The organism is Niallia sp. Man26 (genome assembly GCF_022049065.2).
Lineage (GTDB): Bacteria > Bacillota > Bacilli > Bacillales > Cytobacillaceae > Niallia.
Window position 1 is genome coordinate 1,286,271 of sequence record NZ_CP095744.1, and the last position, 15,110, is coordinate 1,301,380.

21 protein-coding genes are annotated in these 15,110 nt (G+C 38.1%); 16 read left to right on the forward strand and 5 right to left on the reverse strand.

Annotated features, from left to right (window positions below):
• The first annotated feature begins 131 nt into the window (after window positions 1-131).
• The 14 genes from L8T27_RS25940 to L8T27_RS26005 all read left to right on the forward strand — a co-directional run bounded on the left by L8T27_RS25940 (window position 132) and on the right by L8T27_RS26005 (window position 9,671).
• Complete coding sequence (locus L8T27_RS25940) at window positions 132-380, forward strand: hypothetical protein (RefSeq protein ID WP_233315575.1); 249 nt, start codon at window positions 132-134, stop codon at window positions 378-380.
• Between the two features lie 14 nt (window positions 381-394).
• Window positions 395-769, forward strand: a complete 375-nt coding sequence (locus L8T27_RS25945) for a nuclear transport factor 2 family protein (RefSeq protein WP_233315574.1) — start codon at window positions 395-397, stop codon at window positions 767-769.
• A gap of 12 nt (window positions 770-781) precedes the next feature.
• On the forward strand, window positions 782-1,399 hold the full coding sequence (locus tag L8T27_RS25950; protein ID WP_237944016.1) for an NUDIX hydrolase: 618 nt from the start codon (window positions 782-784) through the stop codon (window positions 1,397-1,399).
• Between the two features lie 230 nt (window positions 1,400-1,629).
• A complete protein-coding gene (locus L8T27_RS25955) occupies window positions 1,630-2,568 on the forward strand; it encodes a ring-cleaving dioxygenase (RefSeq protein ID WP_237944018.1) in 939 nt (312 codons plus the stop codon).
• Between the two features lie 89 nt (window positions 2,569-2,657).
• A complete protein-coding gene (locus tag L8T27_RS25960; RefSeq protein WP_233315571.1) occupies window positions 2,658-3,047 on the forward strand; it encodes a DoxX family protein in 390 nt (129 codons plus the stop codon).
• 144 nt (window positions 3,048-3,191) lie between these two features.
• Window positions 3,192-4,175 (forward strand): ring-cleaving dioxygenase, encoded by a 984-nt coding sequence (locus L8T27_RS25965; protein ID WP_233315570.1) that lies wholly within the window; start codon window positions 3,192-3,194, stop codon window positions 4,173-4,175.
• A 16-nt stretch (window positions 4,176-4,191) separates the two neighbouring features.
• Entirely contained in the window at window positions 4,192-4,788 is a 597-nt protein-coding gene (locus L8T27_RS25970) for an NADPH-dependent FMN reductase (protein WP_233315569.1), read from the forward strand.
• Between the two features lie 474 nt (window positions 4,789-5,262).
• The gene (locus L8T27_RS25975; protein ID WP_237944214.1) at window positions 5,263-5,997 is read left to right on the forward strand and encodes a polysaccharide deacetylase family protein; all 735 of its coding nucleotides are present in this window, start codon (window positions 5,263-5,265) and stop codon (window positions 5,995-5,997) included.
• Window positions 5,998-6,137: 140 nt separating this feature from the next.
• Window positions 6,138-7,028, forward strand: a complete 891-nt coding sequence (locus tag L8T27_RS25980; protein ID WP_237944020.1) for an anti sigma factor C-terminal domain-containing protein — start codon at window positions 6,138-6,140, stop codon at window positions 7,026-7,028.
• Window positions 7,025-7,660, forward strand: a complete 636-nt coding sequence (locus tag L8T27_RS25985) for a GyrI-like domain-containing protein (RefSeq protein WP_237944031.1) — start codon at window positions 7,025-7,027, stop codon at window positions 7,658-7,660. The genes L8T27_RS25980 and L8T27_RS25985 overlap by 4 nt, the downstream gene beginning before the upstream one ends.
• Before the next feature lie 110 nt (window positions 7,661-7,770).
• Window positions 7,771-7,968: an acetyltransferase gene (locus tag L8T27_RS25990; protein ID WP_237944033.1), complete on the forward strand. Its 198-nt coding sequence runs from the start codon at window positions 7,771-7,773 to the stop codon at window positions 7,966-7,968.
• A 54-nt stretch (window positions 7,969-8,022) separates the two neighbouring features.
• A complete protein-coding gene (locus L8T27_RS25995; protein ID WP_237944035.1) occupies window positions 8,023-8,631 on the forward strand; it encodes a transglutaminase-like domain-containing protein in 609 nt (202 codons plus the stop codon).
• A gap of 27 nt (window positions 8,632-8,658) precedes the next feature.
• A complete protein-coding gene (locus tag L8T27_RS26000) occupies window positions 8,659-9,204 on the forward strand; it encodes a nucleoside/nucleotide kinase family protein (protein WP_237944036.1) in 546 nt (181 codons plus the stop codon).
• Window positions 9,205-9,206: 2 nt separating this feature from the next.
• Complete coding sequence (locus L8T27_RS26005) at window positions 9,207-9,671, forward strand: NUDIX domain-containing protein (RefSeq protein ID WP_237944038.1); 465 nt, start codon at window positions 9,207-9,209, stop codon at window positions 9,669-9,671.
• Between the two features lie 46 nt (window positions 9,672-9,717).
• On the opposite strand, the gene L8T27_RS26010 is transcribed toward L8T27_RS26005, so the two are convergent.
• The 3 genes from L8T27_RS26010 to L8T27_RS26020 all read right to left on the reverse strand — a co-directional run bounded on the left by L8T27_RS26010 (window position 9,718) and on the right by L8T27_RS26020 (window position 12,611).
• Entirely contained in the window at window positions 9,718-10,134 is a 417-nt protein-coding gene (locus L8T27_RS26010) for a DUF1284 domain-containing protein (RefSeq protein ID WP_233315663.1), read from the reverse strand.
• 175 nt (window positions 10,135-10,309) lie between these two features.
• A complete protein-coding gene (locus L8T27_RS26015; protein WP_237944040.1) occupies window positions 10,310-12,043 on the reverse strand; it encodes an ABC transporter ATP-binding protein in 1,734 nt (577 codons plus the stop codon).
• Window positions 12,044-12,323: 280 nt separating this feature from the next.
• Window positions 12,324-12,611 (reverse strand): HPr family phosphocarrier protein, encoded by a 288-nt coding sequence (locus L8T27_RS26020; protein WP_233315561.1) that lies wholly within the window; start codon window positions 12,609-12,611, stop codon window positions 12,324-12,326.
• Window positions 12,612-12,798: 187 nt separating this feature from the next.
• Here L8T27_RS26020 and L8T27_RS26025 point away from each other — a divergent pair, with 187 nt between their 5' ends.
• Complete coding sequence (locus tag L8T27_RS26025) at window positions 12,799-13,713, forward strand: AraC family transcriptional regulator (protein WP_237944042.1); 915 nt, start codon at window positions 12,799-12,801, stop codon at window positions 13,711-13,713.
• 43 nt (window positions 13,714-13,756) lie between these two features.
• Here L8T27_RS26025 and L8T27_RS26030 read toward each other — a convergent pair whose 3' ends face one another.
• Window positions 13,757-14,152: a cupin domain-containing protein gene (locus tag L8T27_RS26030; protein ID WP_237944044.1), complete on the reverse strand. Its 396-nt coding sequence runs from the start codon at window positions 14,150-14,152 to the stop codon at window positions 13,757-13,759.
• Window positions 14,153-14,156: 4 nt separating this feature from the next.
• Window positions 14,157-14,489 carry a carboxymuconolactone decarboxylase family protein gene (locus L8T27_RS26035; RefSeq protein ID WP_233315558.1) on the reverse strand — a complete coding sequence of 111 codons (333 nt, stop codon included), beginning with the start codon at window positions 14,487-14,489 and terminating at the stop codon, window positions 14,157-14,159.
• A gap of 168 nt (window positions 14,490-14,657) precedes the next feature.
• Between L8T27_RS26035 and L8T27_RS26040 the strand changes: the two genes are divergently transcribed.
• Window positions 14,658-15,059 carry a MerR family transcriptional regulator gene (locus L8T27_RS26040; protein WP_237944046.1) on the forward strand — a complete coding sequence of 134 codons (402 nt, stop codon included), beginning with the start codon at window positions 14,658-14,660 and terminating at the stop codon, window positions 15,057-15,059.
• Window positions 15,060-15,110 lie beyond the last annotated feature (51 nt).

Sequence of the window (15,110 nt, forward strand, 5' to 3'; positions counted from 1 at the left end):
CATAAGCTGCGAAGGATTAAAACCAAGAAATTTGTTATTTTTGCTTGCATCCCGCGCCTGAACATAATAATGTTGATATAGCCTTTTTATAAAATGAACATATAGGAGTAATTTCAATCAGGGGGTAACAAATGTCACAAGCACGTCATCATGAGCTGACCATAATAGACTTTGAAAAGACAGGTCAGCAAACTATATTTGTAAAGTTAGCAGGTTTTGATGCTAACTTAGAGAAAAACTTTGCCGGCGAGGTGAAATTTGTCGGAGCTATGCCGTACGGAGATCTTATACATGCCAAAAGATCATTTTTGTCTGCTGAATGCAGAGAATATATTCAGTCATTGTTGGTGGATAAGTATAGTTCTGGGGCATTTAATTAATAAGGGGGGGTAGCATGAAAGTAGTGAGTGCAAAAGATTGTGGGAACTCCCCTAAGAAGCTTTTTATCCAAAATCATCTTATAGCTTCCGCAAAAAAAGACATTTTTGAGCTGGAAGCAACTTTCGCTGCTGATATTATTTGGACAATAGCAGGGAGTGACAGAATTTGTGGAAAAAAAGAAGTATTAGATAGCTTCAATAAAAATTGCACTGATAACATAGTGGAAGTCGGAATCCATCATATTATTACACATGGCAGTACGGCCGCCGCTAACGGCAGCTATAAAACAGCTAATAACAGCCAAATTTCCTTCTGTCATGTTTACAGCTTCGTTAGTGCTGGTAAAAATATCATTAAGGAAATGACTACATATTTAATAAGAGTATAAGGGGGTAAGTAAATGGAACCTAAATGGCTGGAATGGTCGAAGCAACTACAAGCGATTTCCCAAGCAGGCTTATCGTATTCAAAGGATGTATATGATATAGAAAGGTTCGAAGCAATCCGTAAAATAAGTGTAGAGATAATGGCTATGCATACAGAGGTGGATTCCACTATTATTAAAGACTTGTTTGCCAATGAAACAGGGTATGCCACCCCAAAGGTAGATATTAGAGCAGCTGTGTTTAAAAATAACAGAATCTTATTGGTGAAAGAAAAGACTGACGGTAAATGGGCGCTACCTGGCGGCTGGGGAGATATTGGACTGTCACCAAGTGAAGTGGCTGTTAAAGAAGTGAAAGAGGAATCGGGGTTTGATGTGAAAGCAACAAAATTAATGGCTGTGTTTGATAAGAAATTTCATGGCCATCCACCGTCTCCTTCACATGTATATAAGATACTAATAAACTGTAAAATTATTGGCGGAAATGCTGAGGTTGGAATAGAAACAAGTGAAGTTCAATTTTTTGCGGAGGATGCGTTGCCGCCTTTATCTCTGCCAAGAAATACAGAAGCACAAATCCAGATAGCTTTTAAACATCATTATAACGCTAATGAGCCAGTTTATTTTGATTAATCCTTAAAAAAGTTTTTTTTGTATTGACACTTACTAATATTTGTTTTATTATTATCTCATATTCAAGATATCTTAAATCGAGATAAACAAAAAAGTTTTTGCTTTTATTTTTGTTAAATATCTCGAATTCGAAATAAATTCACTTAACAGTGGATGCAATTACAAGTGTAAGTAAACAATGAAATGGAAAATGCTAAAGATTATGAATTAATGAAGCGGAGGAAGAAATAATGAGCAAAAAAACAATGGGAATTCACCACATTACAGCAATTGTCGGCCATCCACAAGAAAATGTAGACTTTTATGCAGGGGTTCTAGGCTTAAGATTAGTAAAGCAAACAGTCAACTTCGATGATCCAGGAACATATCATCTATACTTTGGTAATGAAGGAGGAAAACCTGGTACCATCATCACCTTCTTTCCATGGGCCGGAGCAAAACAAGGAGTAATCGGAGATGGGCAAGTTGGTGTTACTGCGTATGCAGTGCCAGCAGGAGCAATGGCATTCTGGGAAAAAAGGCTGGAAAGTTTCCAAATACCATTTACTAAAATGGAGAGATTTGGAGAACAGTATCTTGAATTCGATGACCCACATGGTCTTCATCTAGAAATAGTCGAAAGAGCAGACGGAGAAACAAACACATGGACTTTTGGTGGCGTGACTCCAGAAGTCGCAATAAAAGGTTTTGCTGGAGCTACTTTATTATCCGCACAGCCAGAAAAAACGGCTGACTTGCTGGAAAATGTGATGGGTCTTGAATTAGTCGGCAAAGAAGGAGATTTTGCCCGCTACCGTGCAACAGCTGATATTGGTAGTATCATCGATCTGAAATTAACATCTATTGGCCGCGGTCAGATGGGAGTCGGAACAGTCCACCATATTGCATGGCGTGCTATTGATGACGCAGACCACTTAGATTGGCAGGAATATATTGCAGACAATGGTTATGGAGTAACAGCTGTTCGTGATAGAAACTACTTTAATGCCATTTACTTTAAAGAACACGGAGAAATTTTATTCGAGATTGCAACAGATCCTCCAGGATTTGCGCATGATGAATCTCAACAAACAATGGGAGAGAGTTTAAAGCTGCCAGCTCAATACGAGCAGCATAGAGCACAGCTTGAAAAAGTGCTTATTCCGATAGAAGTAAAACCACTTGATTAACAGGGCAGAAGCCATTTCAATGGCTTCACCCGCCAGGTTTTTAGATAGCATTCGTAAAATAAAATGGAATAAAAAAGGAGAAGATAGTAATGGAAGATGTAGGTTTGCTTATAATTAGAATAATGGTTGGAATTGTGTTTTTATATTATGGATCTCAGAAGCTGTTTGGCTTATTTGGAGGACATGGTATTAAAGGAACAGGCGGATGGTTTGAGTCAATCGGTGTAAAGCCAGGTATTCCGGCAGCGTTTTTAAGCGGTCTGGGCGAATTTGTAAGTGGGATTTTAATGATTCTCGGTTTGTTTTTACCTGTAGCAGCAGTTATTATAACCATTATTATGGCAGGAGCAATTGTAAAGGTGCATGGTTCTAAAGGCTTCGCTGCTGGTGGTGGCGGGTTTGAATATAACCTAATGCTAATAGTTGTGGCAATAGGACTTGCATTAATTGGTCCAGGAGCATTTGCATTAAGTTTATAATGAAAATTTAGAGGTACACTAGTATTGACCGTAATAACAGTTAATGTTATAATTATCACGAATTAGAGATATTTTAATTAAAGGTATTTATATTTTTTTCGCTCATATCTCGAAATCGAGATAAAAAATAGGAGGATAACTTACATGAATGAGTTAAAAGGACTTCATCACATTACCGCTATAACTAGCAGCGCTGAAAAAATTTATGAATTTTTCACATACGTTTTAGGATTGCGTCTCGTGAAAAAAACAGTCAATCAAGATGACATTCAAACATATCATTTATACTTTACTGATGATGTTGGAAGTCCTGGGACAGATATGACATTCTTTGATTTCCCTGGTATTCCAAAGGGAGTGCATGGCACAAACGAGATTTCCAAAACCTCCTTCCGCGTGCCGACAGATGCAGCTCTTGAGTATTGGGTGAAACGTTTTGACAAATACGATGTGAAGCATAAAGGTATTCAAGAACAATTTGGGAAAAAGATACTTTCATTTGCTGATTTTGATGACCAGCAATATCAGTTGATTTCAGATGAACAGAATGAAGGGGTTGCAGCAGGTACACCTTGGCAAAATGGTCCAGTTCCATTGGAAAATGCTATTACTGGACTTGGCCCAATCTTTGTTCGCACCTCTTACTTTGATTATTTCAAAGAAGTGTTAGAAAAAGTATTTTTAATGAGAGAAGCAGCTCAGGAAGGCTCCTTCCATCTGTTTGAAATGGGAGAAGGCGGCAACGGAGCACAAGTTATTGTGGAATTCAATAATACCCTTCCACAAGCAAGACAAGGCTTCGGTACTGTTCACCATGCTGCCTTCCGCGTTGCCGATCGCAAAGAATTAGATCAGTGGCAAAGCCGTTTAGCAAGCTTTAAGTTGCCAAACTCCGGGTTTGTAGAGCGCTACTACTTCGGATCACTGTACTCTAATGTTGCACCACAAATATTATTCGAACTAGCAACAGATGGGCCTGGGTTTATGGGGGATGAGCCATATGAAACACTCGGCGAAAAATTATCACTGCCACCATTTTTTGAATCAAAACGGGAAGAGATTGAGAAGCTTGTCCGCCCGATTAACACTGTTCGCAGCAATTTAGAAATAGACAAAGAATACTTGTAATAAAAGGGGAATGAACATGGGTTTTTTCAATAAATTATTTGGAACAAAACAAGAGGAGGTAGTAAAAATGGAAAAATTAAATATTGGAATCGTATTAGGATCAACTCGTGAGGGACGTGTAAGTCCACAAGTAGGAGCATGGGTAAAAGAACTAGCAGACAAACGCGGTGACGCAAACTACACAATCATTGATATTGCAGATTATAAATTGCCATTCCTTGGTGAGCCAGGAGCAGACGCATCAGGTGCAGCAGCATGGTCAGAAATTATTGCTAAACAAGATGGATTCGTGTTTATTGTGCAGGAATACAACCACTCCATTACAGGTGCTTTAAAAAATGCTTTAGACTTCCTGCGTGATGAATGGAATAACAAAGCAGCAGGAATTGTATCGTACGGCTCAGTCGGAGGAGCACGCGCTGCAGAACATTTACGCGGCATTTTAGGTGAGCTGCTAGTTGCAGATGTTCGTGTTCATCCAGCATTGTCCTTGTTCACTGATTTTGAAAACGGCACAGAATTTAAACCGAAAGAAGTGCAAGCAGATTCTGTTAACCAAATGCTAGACCAAGTAATTCCATGGTCTACTGCTCTAAAAACAATCCGTAAATAAATTAGTTAGTAAAAAAAGCTTGTGCTTCAGTGCACAGGCTTTTTTTTGGAAGAATGCTGATTGATTCCTTTTCTATAGTTTCTTACCCACTGATTATTGAGGTAATATATCTATTTTTTTTCACAAGTAACTGGAGACCAGAAACTATCCTTCTTAATTACTACCGACTCAACCTTCTCGAAATGATCAAAACATTTCTCAATAATAAGGTTATTTTCCTGATGATTTTTAACAATCAAGTTAATAGCTAATACACCAATGATGAGAATAAAAATGCTTGTAATTATTATTGTATTAAGTTTGTGTTTGTACAAATAGGAAACGCTCCTTCCTTATACAAAATATTAACATTAATAACAGATTTAACCTACTGAAATTTTCTCTTTGACCATTACCTTATCTAGTAAGGCTAAACATAATTAGCCACTAATAGCGAGAAACTACAGAAAAAGAAAATAAGGTGAGGTTGTATTGATGAAAATGCTTAGAATATTTCTTTTCCTTTTTACCATCCTTGTTATACCACCTTCTGTTTCCGCTCAACAAAAAGTGCCAATCTTAATTTATCATTCAATTGACGAATTTTCCGGACAAGGCTCCAAAGAGTTGTATGTTACTCCTGAAAACTTTGAAAAGCAAATTGAATATTTACGAAAAGCTGGCTTCACTTTATTAACATTTGAGCGCTGGCAGGACATTTCAAAGGTTAACAAGCCGATTTTTCTTACATTTGATGATGGATACAAAAATAACTGGGAAGTATATAAGATTTTTCGGAAATTGAAAACAGAGCAATTCCAACCGACTGCAACATTTTTTGTTATCGCAGATTTTATTGGTCGCTCTAATCGGTTATCGAAGGCAGAACTAAAAGAACTTGCTGATTCTGGGATTATCTCCATCCAGTCTCATACAGCAACACACCCTGATTTAACAAAAATAACAAACTATCGAGCAGAACTAAAAGGATCGCGAGACACTATTCAAACGATTACTGGCAAACCAGTGATAGCAGTTGCCTATCCGTATGGGAGCTTTAACAGTAGCGTTATGGAGCAAGCAAAGAGGTACTATAAATTTGGACTTACTACAACTCCTGCCTATTACGCTAACGAAGGCTTGAAAGATGGGGAGTATCTGCTGCCTCGTATTTATATTAAGTACACAACCTCATTGGATGAATTTACAAAAATAGTGGAAGGAAATTAGGGTGGAATGGTGTGTACTCTTTGCCAAGCTGGCGAAAAATATGAATATTATATGGCATTTTTTGCTAAAGTGAAGACGCTTACCATCAGATAAGATATGATAGAAAAAAGCAGCTTAATTAAAGGGGGGAATGTAAAGGAATGACTTTAACGAAACTTTCTATTAGTAAAAATAGACAGCTATTAATAGGTGGTATCGCATTATGTATTATCATAGGTTGTATTTACACAGCAGCAATACTTAATCTAAAAAGGCAAGTGGAACAGGAAAATATGGTCTTAAATGAAGTGAAGGGTGCAAATACAGAATGGAAGAGTAATGGAAAGGAGTATCATTTATTAAGTGCAGTTGCGTATTTTCAAATGGAAAAAAAGGTTGGAAATCAGATTATTTTGTCTGGTTCAATGGAGCAAAAGGTAAACGTTCTTGGGAGTGAGGAATTGATAAGTTCCGCAGAGAAGAAGGTTGAGGGCGAAGAAAGTAATGAACTGCTTTTTTTTGATCCGAAAGTAGAATATGCTACACTTCCTCAAGAACTGAACAAAGCAGTTACAGAAGATACAAACACATTGATGGAGGCCGCAATTTCCTTTGATAAGCCTTATTCATTAACAGAGCTGGAAGATATTTTAGGCACCAAGCATGTTAATTGGCTATGGGTCGAATTGGATTCAGCGGTTGATAAAAAATTAAAAGAAGAGGAAGGACAATCAGAAGATTACACCACATATGTGGAAGGGCATTCGGCTATCGGTTTTCCAGTAAATGGGTCTGGCTTCGAAATAAAAGGGCAGCTTTTTCTTAATAAGCTAGCAAAACAAATGCAGGAAGAGACATATCGCAAGGAAGCTCAGCTTATTTTAACAGCGCTTAACAAAACCTCTGCCCCATCTGTTACGGATATTAAGGCAAGAGGTACCGTTGTTTCTGGAACACCGGAACAGCTGCAGACTCTAGCGAAATTAAAGATAATCAGAGCATCTACAATTGGCGCTAAAATTACTCAACAAAAGGAGGATCAGGCACTTTGAAGCATGAATGGCGAAAACATGAAAAGGGGTTGTACTTGCCAAAAGCAAAACCAGAGCTTGTGACTGTTCCAGAGCAAAAGTTTTTTATGATAGATGGACAAGGAAATCCGAATGGAGAAGAATTTGCAGAAAAGATTAAGGTCTTATATTCCCTTGCATATGCAATTCGGATGATGCCAAAAGGCGGCTATACACCTCAAGGGTATTTCGAATATACTGTTTATCCTTTAGAAGGGATATGGAGCTTAACAGAAAAAGGCAGGCAGCTGCAGGAATTAAATAAAGATGAATTTTTATACACGATTATGATCAGGCAGCCGGACTTTGTATCAGAAGAATTAGCCCAATTAGTAATGGAACAAGTAAAGAAAAAGAAGCCTCATCCTTATCTGGAGTATGCATATTTCCAAACAGCAGAACAAGAAGAATGTGTGCAGATGCTCCATGTAGGTCCATATGATAATGAACCCGAAACCTTCGCGATAATGCATGAGTTTACTAAGAATAATAACTTAGAGAGAATATCCCTTGAACACCGGGAAATATATTTATCTGATGCGAGAAAGGCAGCTTCAGCAAAATTAAAAACAGTATTAAGTTATAAGATTAGTCATATGCAAACAGAAATATAAGGGGGGAAAAGGGAACTTAGTCAGTTCCCTTTTTATATGGTTGACTAAAACCTACCAATATTTGTATGATTATTGCAAGGAAGCAAGTAACCTCGATTGGAGTGGGGAATATGAATCAATCAAGCTGTCCGAATTGCAGCGGAAGTGACATCAAGAAGGGGATTATCGCATCAGGTGTTAATGCTTTGCATATGTACGCTTACGAAAATAGAAGAAGCGAGCCTTCGCCAATCCTGTCATACTATTGTGCAGATTGCGGGTATATTATTGGTTCGTTTGTGGAAAATCCCAGCAAAATAAAAGAATGAATATTTTTATAGTAAGTTAATGTAATTGTTCCTAAATAGATATGGAGGATAGTTATGAATCTCATTCTGGAATCTAGTAATCTTCAAGATTATTTAAAAGAACAAGTTGAAGTTGATTTTTCTCATCCTCTCATTCAAGCTGCCTCAGAGGAGCTGTTTGTTAATACATATACAGACTTGGAGAAGGTTAAAAAGGCTTTTGAGTTTGTTCGTGATGAAATTTATCATTCGTGGGATATACAAGGAAAGCTCGTAACTTGTGCTGCTTCAGATGTGTTGGCAAATAAACAAGGCATATGTTATGCTAAGTCGCATTTGCTAGCAGCAATTCTGCGGTCACAAGGAATTCCAACAGGCTTTTGTTACCAGAGGCTGCTGCTGTTTCAAACTCCTGAAGAAGGATACTGTGTGCACGCATTAAACGCTGTGTATATAAAATCCCTTTCAAAATGGATTAGATTGGATGCCAGAGGCAATAAAAAAGGGGTTAATGCTCAGTTTTCCATTGAAAAGGAAAAACTAGCTTTTACTATCAACGAGGAGCTTGGTGAAGTAGACTATCCTGTCATATACGTTCATCCACATCCGAAGGTACTTGCTGTCCTTAAGGAAAATAAGGATGCGATTACCATGTATAAAGAGCGTTTGCCAGAAGCGCTTTGAGTTTAATAGAGCGGTGGAGGAAAACCTATGAAACATAAACCTTACGTTATTTCTATTGCTGCTGTGTCTGGCGGCGGCAAAACGGCAGTAGCAAAGCACTTAGCAGCTAAGTGGAATAAAGGAGTGCAACTTATTCATTTTGATGACTATGAGTTAAAAGGACCGCATCACTTTGGGGAATGGGCCAAGAATAGTGGAGATTATAATGATTGGGATGTTCTACCTATTGTTGTCGATATTTGCTCATCACTTGAAAATCCAGCGGTTGAAATTATTATTTTAGATTATCCGTTCTCCACTCTTAATACCCAGTTGCAGCATTTGATAGATTTATCTATTTACATAGACACTCCGTTAGATATTGCGATGGCCCGAAGGATAGTTCGTGATGAGTTTAGCTCTATTACTGAAATACGAACAAATTGTCAAAGTTACTTGAATGAAGGCAGACGCGCATATCAAGTCATGGTTGAAAAAGTAAAGCCAAGCGCTGATATAGTAATCGATGGTACATTACAGCTGGAAGAAATAACAGCTAGGATATTTACTAACATAAAACAGGAGCGGAAGTAGTAATGAATATAAGGATTTCAGCTAAAGCAATAATCATAGATAATGACAAGTTATTGTTAACGAAGAATCAAGACGACGAAGGGTATTTTTATTTATTCCCAGGCGGCGGGCAGGAGCACGGTGAAACATTGGAACAGGCCGTTAGAAGAGAGTGCCTGGAAGAAGTCGGGGAACAAGTGGAAGTCGGTTCATTGGTTTTTATTCGCGAATATATCGGCAAAAACCATGAGCATGCTTCGTTTGATTATGACTTCCATCAAGTTGAGCATTATTTTATTTGTAATATAGAAAATGGTCAAAGTGAAAAAACAAAACCAGCAAATCCTGACACTAATCAAGTCGGTCTTGAATGGCTGCCTATCGATAAGTTACTTGACTACAGGATATATCCGAAAGAACTGCTTCAACAAATTATTAACTATACACAAAATATCACCACACCTGTATATTTAGGAGACATTAATTAATATACGCTTTTGAAACCAAAAAGGAGGAAAGATACTGCAGCATTGATTAGTTTATTTCCCGCAGTCTCTTCCCATCATGCATCTCTTGAATGCCTTCCTCACAGACCCCGTATGAACGCCAAGAGCATGTTTCACATACTACTTGAATATCGGCAGGCACAGTTCGATTTCGAACAGCTGCTTCAATATTCCGCCACTGCAGTATCTCGCCAATTTGAAGGCCTAACTTTTTGAGAATGGCAGCATCTCTTTCATATATATGTGGATCCTGACAGTGATACTTCCCTGAGTTTGGGTATTTTTCGCATAAATGATCAGGTTCATTTACGATTTGAATATATGTATGAGGATTATTTCTCAATGTTTGATGCAGTTTTGTCATGTTTTTTACATATTCCTCTGAATATCCCATGCCTCTGTATCCTAATAGACAAAAAAGATGATGACCTCGCAATTTATACATCATTCTAATCCTCCGTAAAAATAATAAGTTAACCATAAAGAATATATGGTTAACTTATTATTAATATAACATTTAATGATGTTATCGTAAATATAGATGGTTTTTACATGTTTAAATAAAATCAATTTAATGAGAAATCAGCTGCCAATATTATGGAAGCTGATTTTTTTTGCAGCTAATTCAAATCGAATTGTCGCGAGTAAAGCTGGGCATATGTTCCATTGTTTCGAATTAACTTATCATGTGAGCCTTCCTCTAAAATACCATCTTTATTTAAAATGATGATTCGGTCTGCATTGCGAATGCTTGACAGGCGGTGTGCGATTACAATCGTAGTCCTATTCTTTGTTAACGCTTCCAACGATTTCTTGACAACTGCTTCGCTTGCGTTATCCAAGGCACTTGTCGCTTCGTCAAAAATAAGAATGGACGGGTTTTTCAGAAAAACTCGGGCAATGCTGAGGCGCTGCTTTTGGCCACCAGACAGCTTAATGCCTCGTTGACCTATTTCAGAGTGGTAGCCGTTCGGTAAGTTCATAATAAAATCATGGGCATCAGCATGCTTTGCGGCTGTGATTATTTCATCTATCGTTGCAGCAGGCTTGCCATAGCGAATATTATCTAGAATGGTGCCTGTAAATAGATAAACATCTTGCTGGACAATGCCAATTGATCTTCTTAAATAATCGAGTTTATAATCTCGGACATCCATATTATCTACGAGCACTTTGCCTTCTGACACATCATAAAAGCGGGGGATGAGGGAACATAATGATGTCTTTCCGATTCCTGACATCCCAACTAAAGCGACATACTCACCTGGCTGTATACACAAAGACAAATTCTCGAAAACATTATGCAAACGGTCTTCATAGCGGAAGGAAATATGGCGGAACTCCACTTTTCCAGCTATGACAGCTCTGGGTAAGCTTTGTGTTTCTGCTTCAGGTTTGGTTTTCATAATTTCCATAAATCGCTGAAAGCCTGTAATCCCTTCTTGTAGCTGTGTGCTCATATGTGCAAGATGAGAAACAGGTTCAATCATAAAGTTGATATACAGCAAAAAAGTCAGCAAATCAGCTAAGTCTAATGTTTCGTTGGTAATTTTGGCACTGCCGATGACGACTACTGTTACAGTGATTAGTTGGAGCAATACTTGAAAAATATTATAGAAAGTTGCTTCTGCTTTATATGTGTTTTTACGGCTTTCAAAAAAAGAGCTGTTCTTTTGGTTGAATTTTAGTATTTCTTCTTGTTCGTTAACAAAGGATTTCACTGTTCTTATACCGGCTAAACTGTCCTCAACCTGAGCATTAACCTCGGCAATCCGTTCTTTGTTGTTACGTAACGCTTTATTAACCACCTTATTAAACAAGAAGGCACATATAGCCAAAACTGGGGTAAAACAAAATACAACAATAGTTAAAGCTGCATTGATATGAAACAGAATAACGAAAGCGCCGAAAAAGCGGACGCTGTATTTCAGATAATCTTCCGGTCCATGATGGTACAGCTCTGAGAGGAGCAGCAAATCATTGGTAATTCTGGACATTAGCTGACCCGTTTTTTCTTTATCAAAAAAGCTGAAAGGCAGACTTTGCATATGCGCAAACAGCTCACTTCGCATGTCTGTTTCCATGCGAGCACCAAGCTCATGCCCTTTATAATCAACATAAAAATAGATAAGATTTTGCACGATAACCAATGCAAGCATTAACCCGCCGACCCAATATATCTGATCCAATCCGGCCGAATAACTTCCAGCTAGAAAATCCTTTGTAATATAGCGCACAAGCAATGGAAAAGCCAATGCTAGAGTTGATGCGAGCAAAGCACAAGCTAGAATGGAAAAAAACTGCTTTAAATATGGCTGATAATAGGAAAGAAATTTCTTTATAGGAAAATCCATGTTTTAACCCCTTAAATGTATTATTTAAATAATTCATATAAGGGGATACACATCTGAAAAATTATGAATCAGTGCGCCCCTTATAGTTTTCTGCGCATAAAATCATGTTTTTGTTTTTCATCTGAATTCCTCCTTAGCTTAGATAGATTCATTATATACTGCAGTCAGAATGTTTAGAATACAGGTATGTAAGTTAATTTTGCCTAAATAATTACATTTTGCGCTCTATAGATGGAAGCAAGCACCAAACTTTAGAGCGCTTGCTTTTTTATGTATAAAATTAGACTTCATTAGGAAGAAGCCCCCATGCTTCTGTTAAGGCTTTGGCGATTGCTTGCAGTGCCTTCTGTTCGTCTGCACCATCTGCCCACACCTTGAAATATGCTCCCGGTTTTATTTCCAATGACATAACCTCCATTATGGCACAGGGAGAGTTTTGTAGATTTACTGAACGGTTATTATATTCGAGGAAAATTCGCGATTGAAACATAGAGGCACTGCTTACTAACAAACATGCCGGGCGGGCAAATCCTGTTATGGCAATAATGTTAAAATGCATTTCTGTCATTTTTTGAAACTACTCCTTTCATCCAAGGTAAAATATGGATGTCTGTATCTTTATTATGGTATAGAAAAACAGTGTACCGGTAACCTAATCATCGCAAAAGATTGCCTAATACTCTCACAGCACTTACTAAAATTACAGGAATTGGTTTATAATCACTAATAGTGCGTGAGGTTTTAAGGAGGCAGTTATGACAGAACTATCAACAAATCAATTGAATGAGCTGAGCAAGCTTATAAACCGTTTTACAAATAGTGAAGGTTCAAATAAAACAGCTATTCCGTCATTATTTTTTATCCGAGAATCTGATATTACTGAACCAATTCATGCCGTATTTAAACCGTCGTTTTGCATCATTCTTCAAGGAGAAAAAGAAGTGCTACTTGCTAGTGACCGCTTCCGGTACGGTCCTCAAGACTATATTGTTTCATCTGTTCACTTGCCGGTAACCGGACAGGTAATTAAAGCTTCTAAAGATATACCTTACTTGGCATTTAAGCTTGAATTTACATCGAGTGAAATTTTATCGCTTTTAGATGAAGCTAGAAATGAAAGAGCAAACCAGAAGATGAACAGAGCAATGTTCATAGACAAGGCAGAACCAGTTTTGTTGGATGCAGTAACTCGCCTTGCCCGTTTATTAGATAGACCACAGGATATACCTGTACTGGCTCCACTTTATAAGAAAGAAATTTTGTATTTAGTTTTGCAAGGGCCACATGGAAACATATTAGAGCAAATGGCGTTAGAAGGAAGCCAAGTCTATCGAATTAGGGAAGTAATTGAGTATATTAAACGTCACTACGTCGAAGCTTTTCGGATAGAAGAGCTTGCGGAAAAGGTAAATATGAGTGTGGCGACACTGCATCGGTACTTCAAACAAGTTACAGCAATGAGCCCGATACAATTCCAAAAGAACTTAAGGCTGCAGGAAGCAAGGAGGCGTTTATTGGCAGAAGCAACAGACGCAGCAGAAGTTGCCTTCCAGGTCGGCTATGAAAGTCCGTCCCAGTTCAGCCGAGAGTATTCCCGAATGTTTGGGCTACCGCCTAAAGAAGACATTAAACAGCTTAGGGAAAATCAAGTACACAGCAAAAATGCCTAATAGTAAAAAGCGGACCGAATTCATGAGTTCGGTCCGCTTTTTCTTATAAAGAATTATACGTGCTATCACTTACAGGCTCCAGCCACTCTGTTTCTCCCGGTGTCAAAGCAAGATGGACAAACCAGCTGTCCTTGGTTGCCCCATGCCAATGTTTTGTATTAGCTGGTATATTGACTACGTCTCCAGCTTTAAGAAGCTGAGCCGTTTTCCCTTCTTCTTGGTACCAGCCTTCGCCGCCAGTAACTAACAATACTTGCCCGACTTTATGTGAATGCCAGTTATTGCGCGCACCTGGAGCAAATGTAACATTACCGATGGAAGTATTAAGGGGACTTGGGTCTGTGAAAACCATCTGTAAATAGGCATCCCCGCTAAAATTTGCTGTTACTTTTTCTCCTCGTGGAAAAATGATGCTGTAATTCAACTGTTCGTTTTCCATATTATTACCTGCCTTCTTCTGATTCGTAGATTGATTTCGCGATGTTGAATGCTGACCAGGCTTTTGGCCAACCAGCATAAAATGCAAGATGTGTAATTATTTCGGCGATTTCTTCCTTTGTTATTCCATTAGCCTTTGCCTTATGCAAATGGGGTGTTAACTGTTCAAAGTTGCCGCCTGCTAATAATGCGGAAACTGTTATCATGCTGCGGTCCCGGGGTGAGAGCTCTTTTTCTCTTGACCAAACCTCTCCGAATAGCACATCATCATTTAACTCAGCAAATTTTGGAGCAAAATCTCCTAATAAATCTCGTCCAGCTGTTTGTTTTTCCGCCATTTAGCTCATTCCTTTCTTAAACTATCGCTTTACAAGATGAAGTATAGACCTTAAAGTGTACTTTAAGGCAAGGGAATGGATGATAGTTTTTAAGAAAATCGTTTATTTTTTTAAGCATTTACATAAGTGAATGCTGTTAAAAGCAATATACAAATAGAGGTGGACCATTTGACTTATTCTATTGGAGAGTTTGCTAAGATTATCGGTGTAACATCAAGCATGCTCAGATACTACGAAAAAGAAGGGCTATTAACTCCCGGACGAGATGAAAATAATCTGCGGGAATATACAGAACAGGATATTGGCTGGGTTCAATTCTTGCTGCATTTAAAGAGTTCCGGCATGTCGATTACAGAGCTGAAACAATATACAAATTGGCGTGCAATAGGCGAATCGACTATTTTAGAAAGAAAAGATCTTCTCGAAAAACGGAAAAGTCTTCTAGCAAAGCAAATACAAGAGCTGCAGGAAAGTATGAATATCTTAACCAGTAAAATTGAATTTTATCAAGATCAGCTAGACGGTAACAAATACGATTTTGTTCTTTATCATCATGAAAAGTCAAAATAAGGCTAATGGGCATAAACCCATTAGCCTTATAATTTCTTCTATATGTAGCAT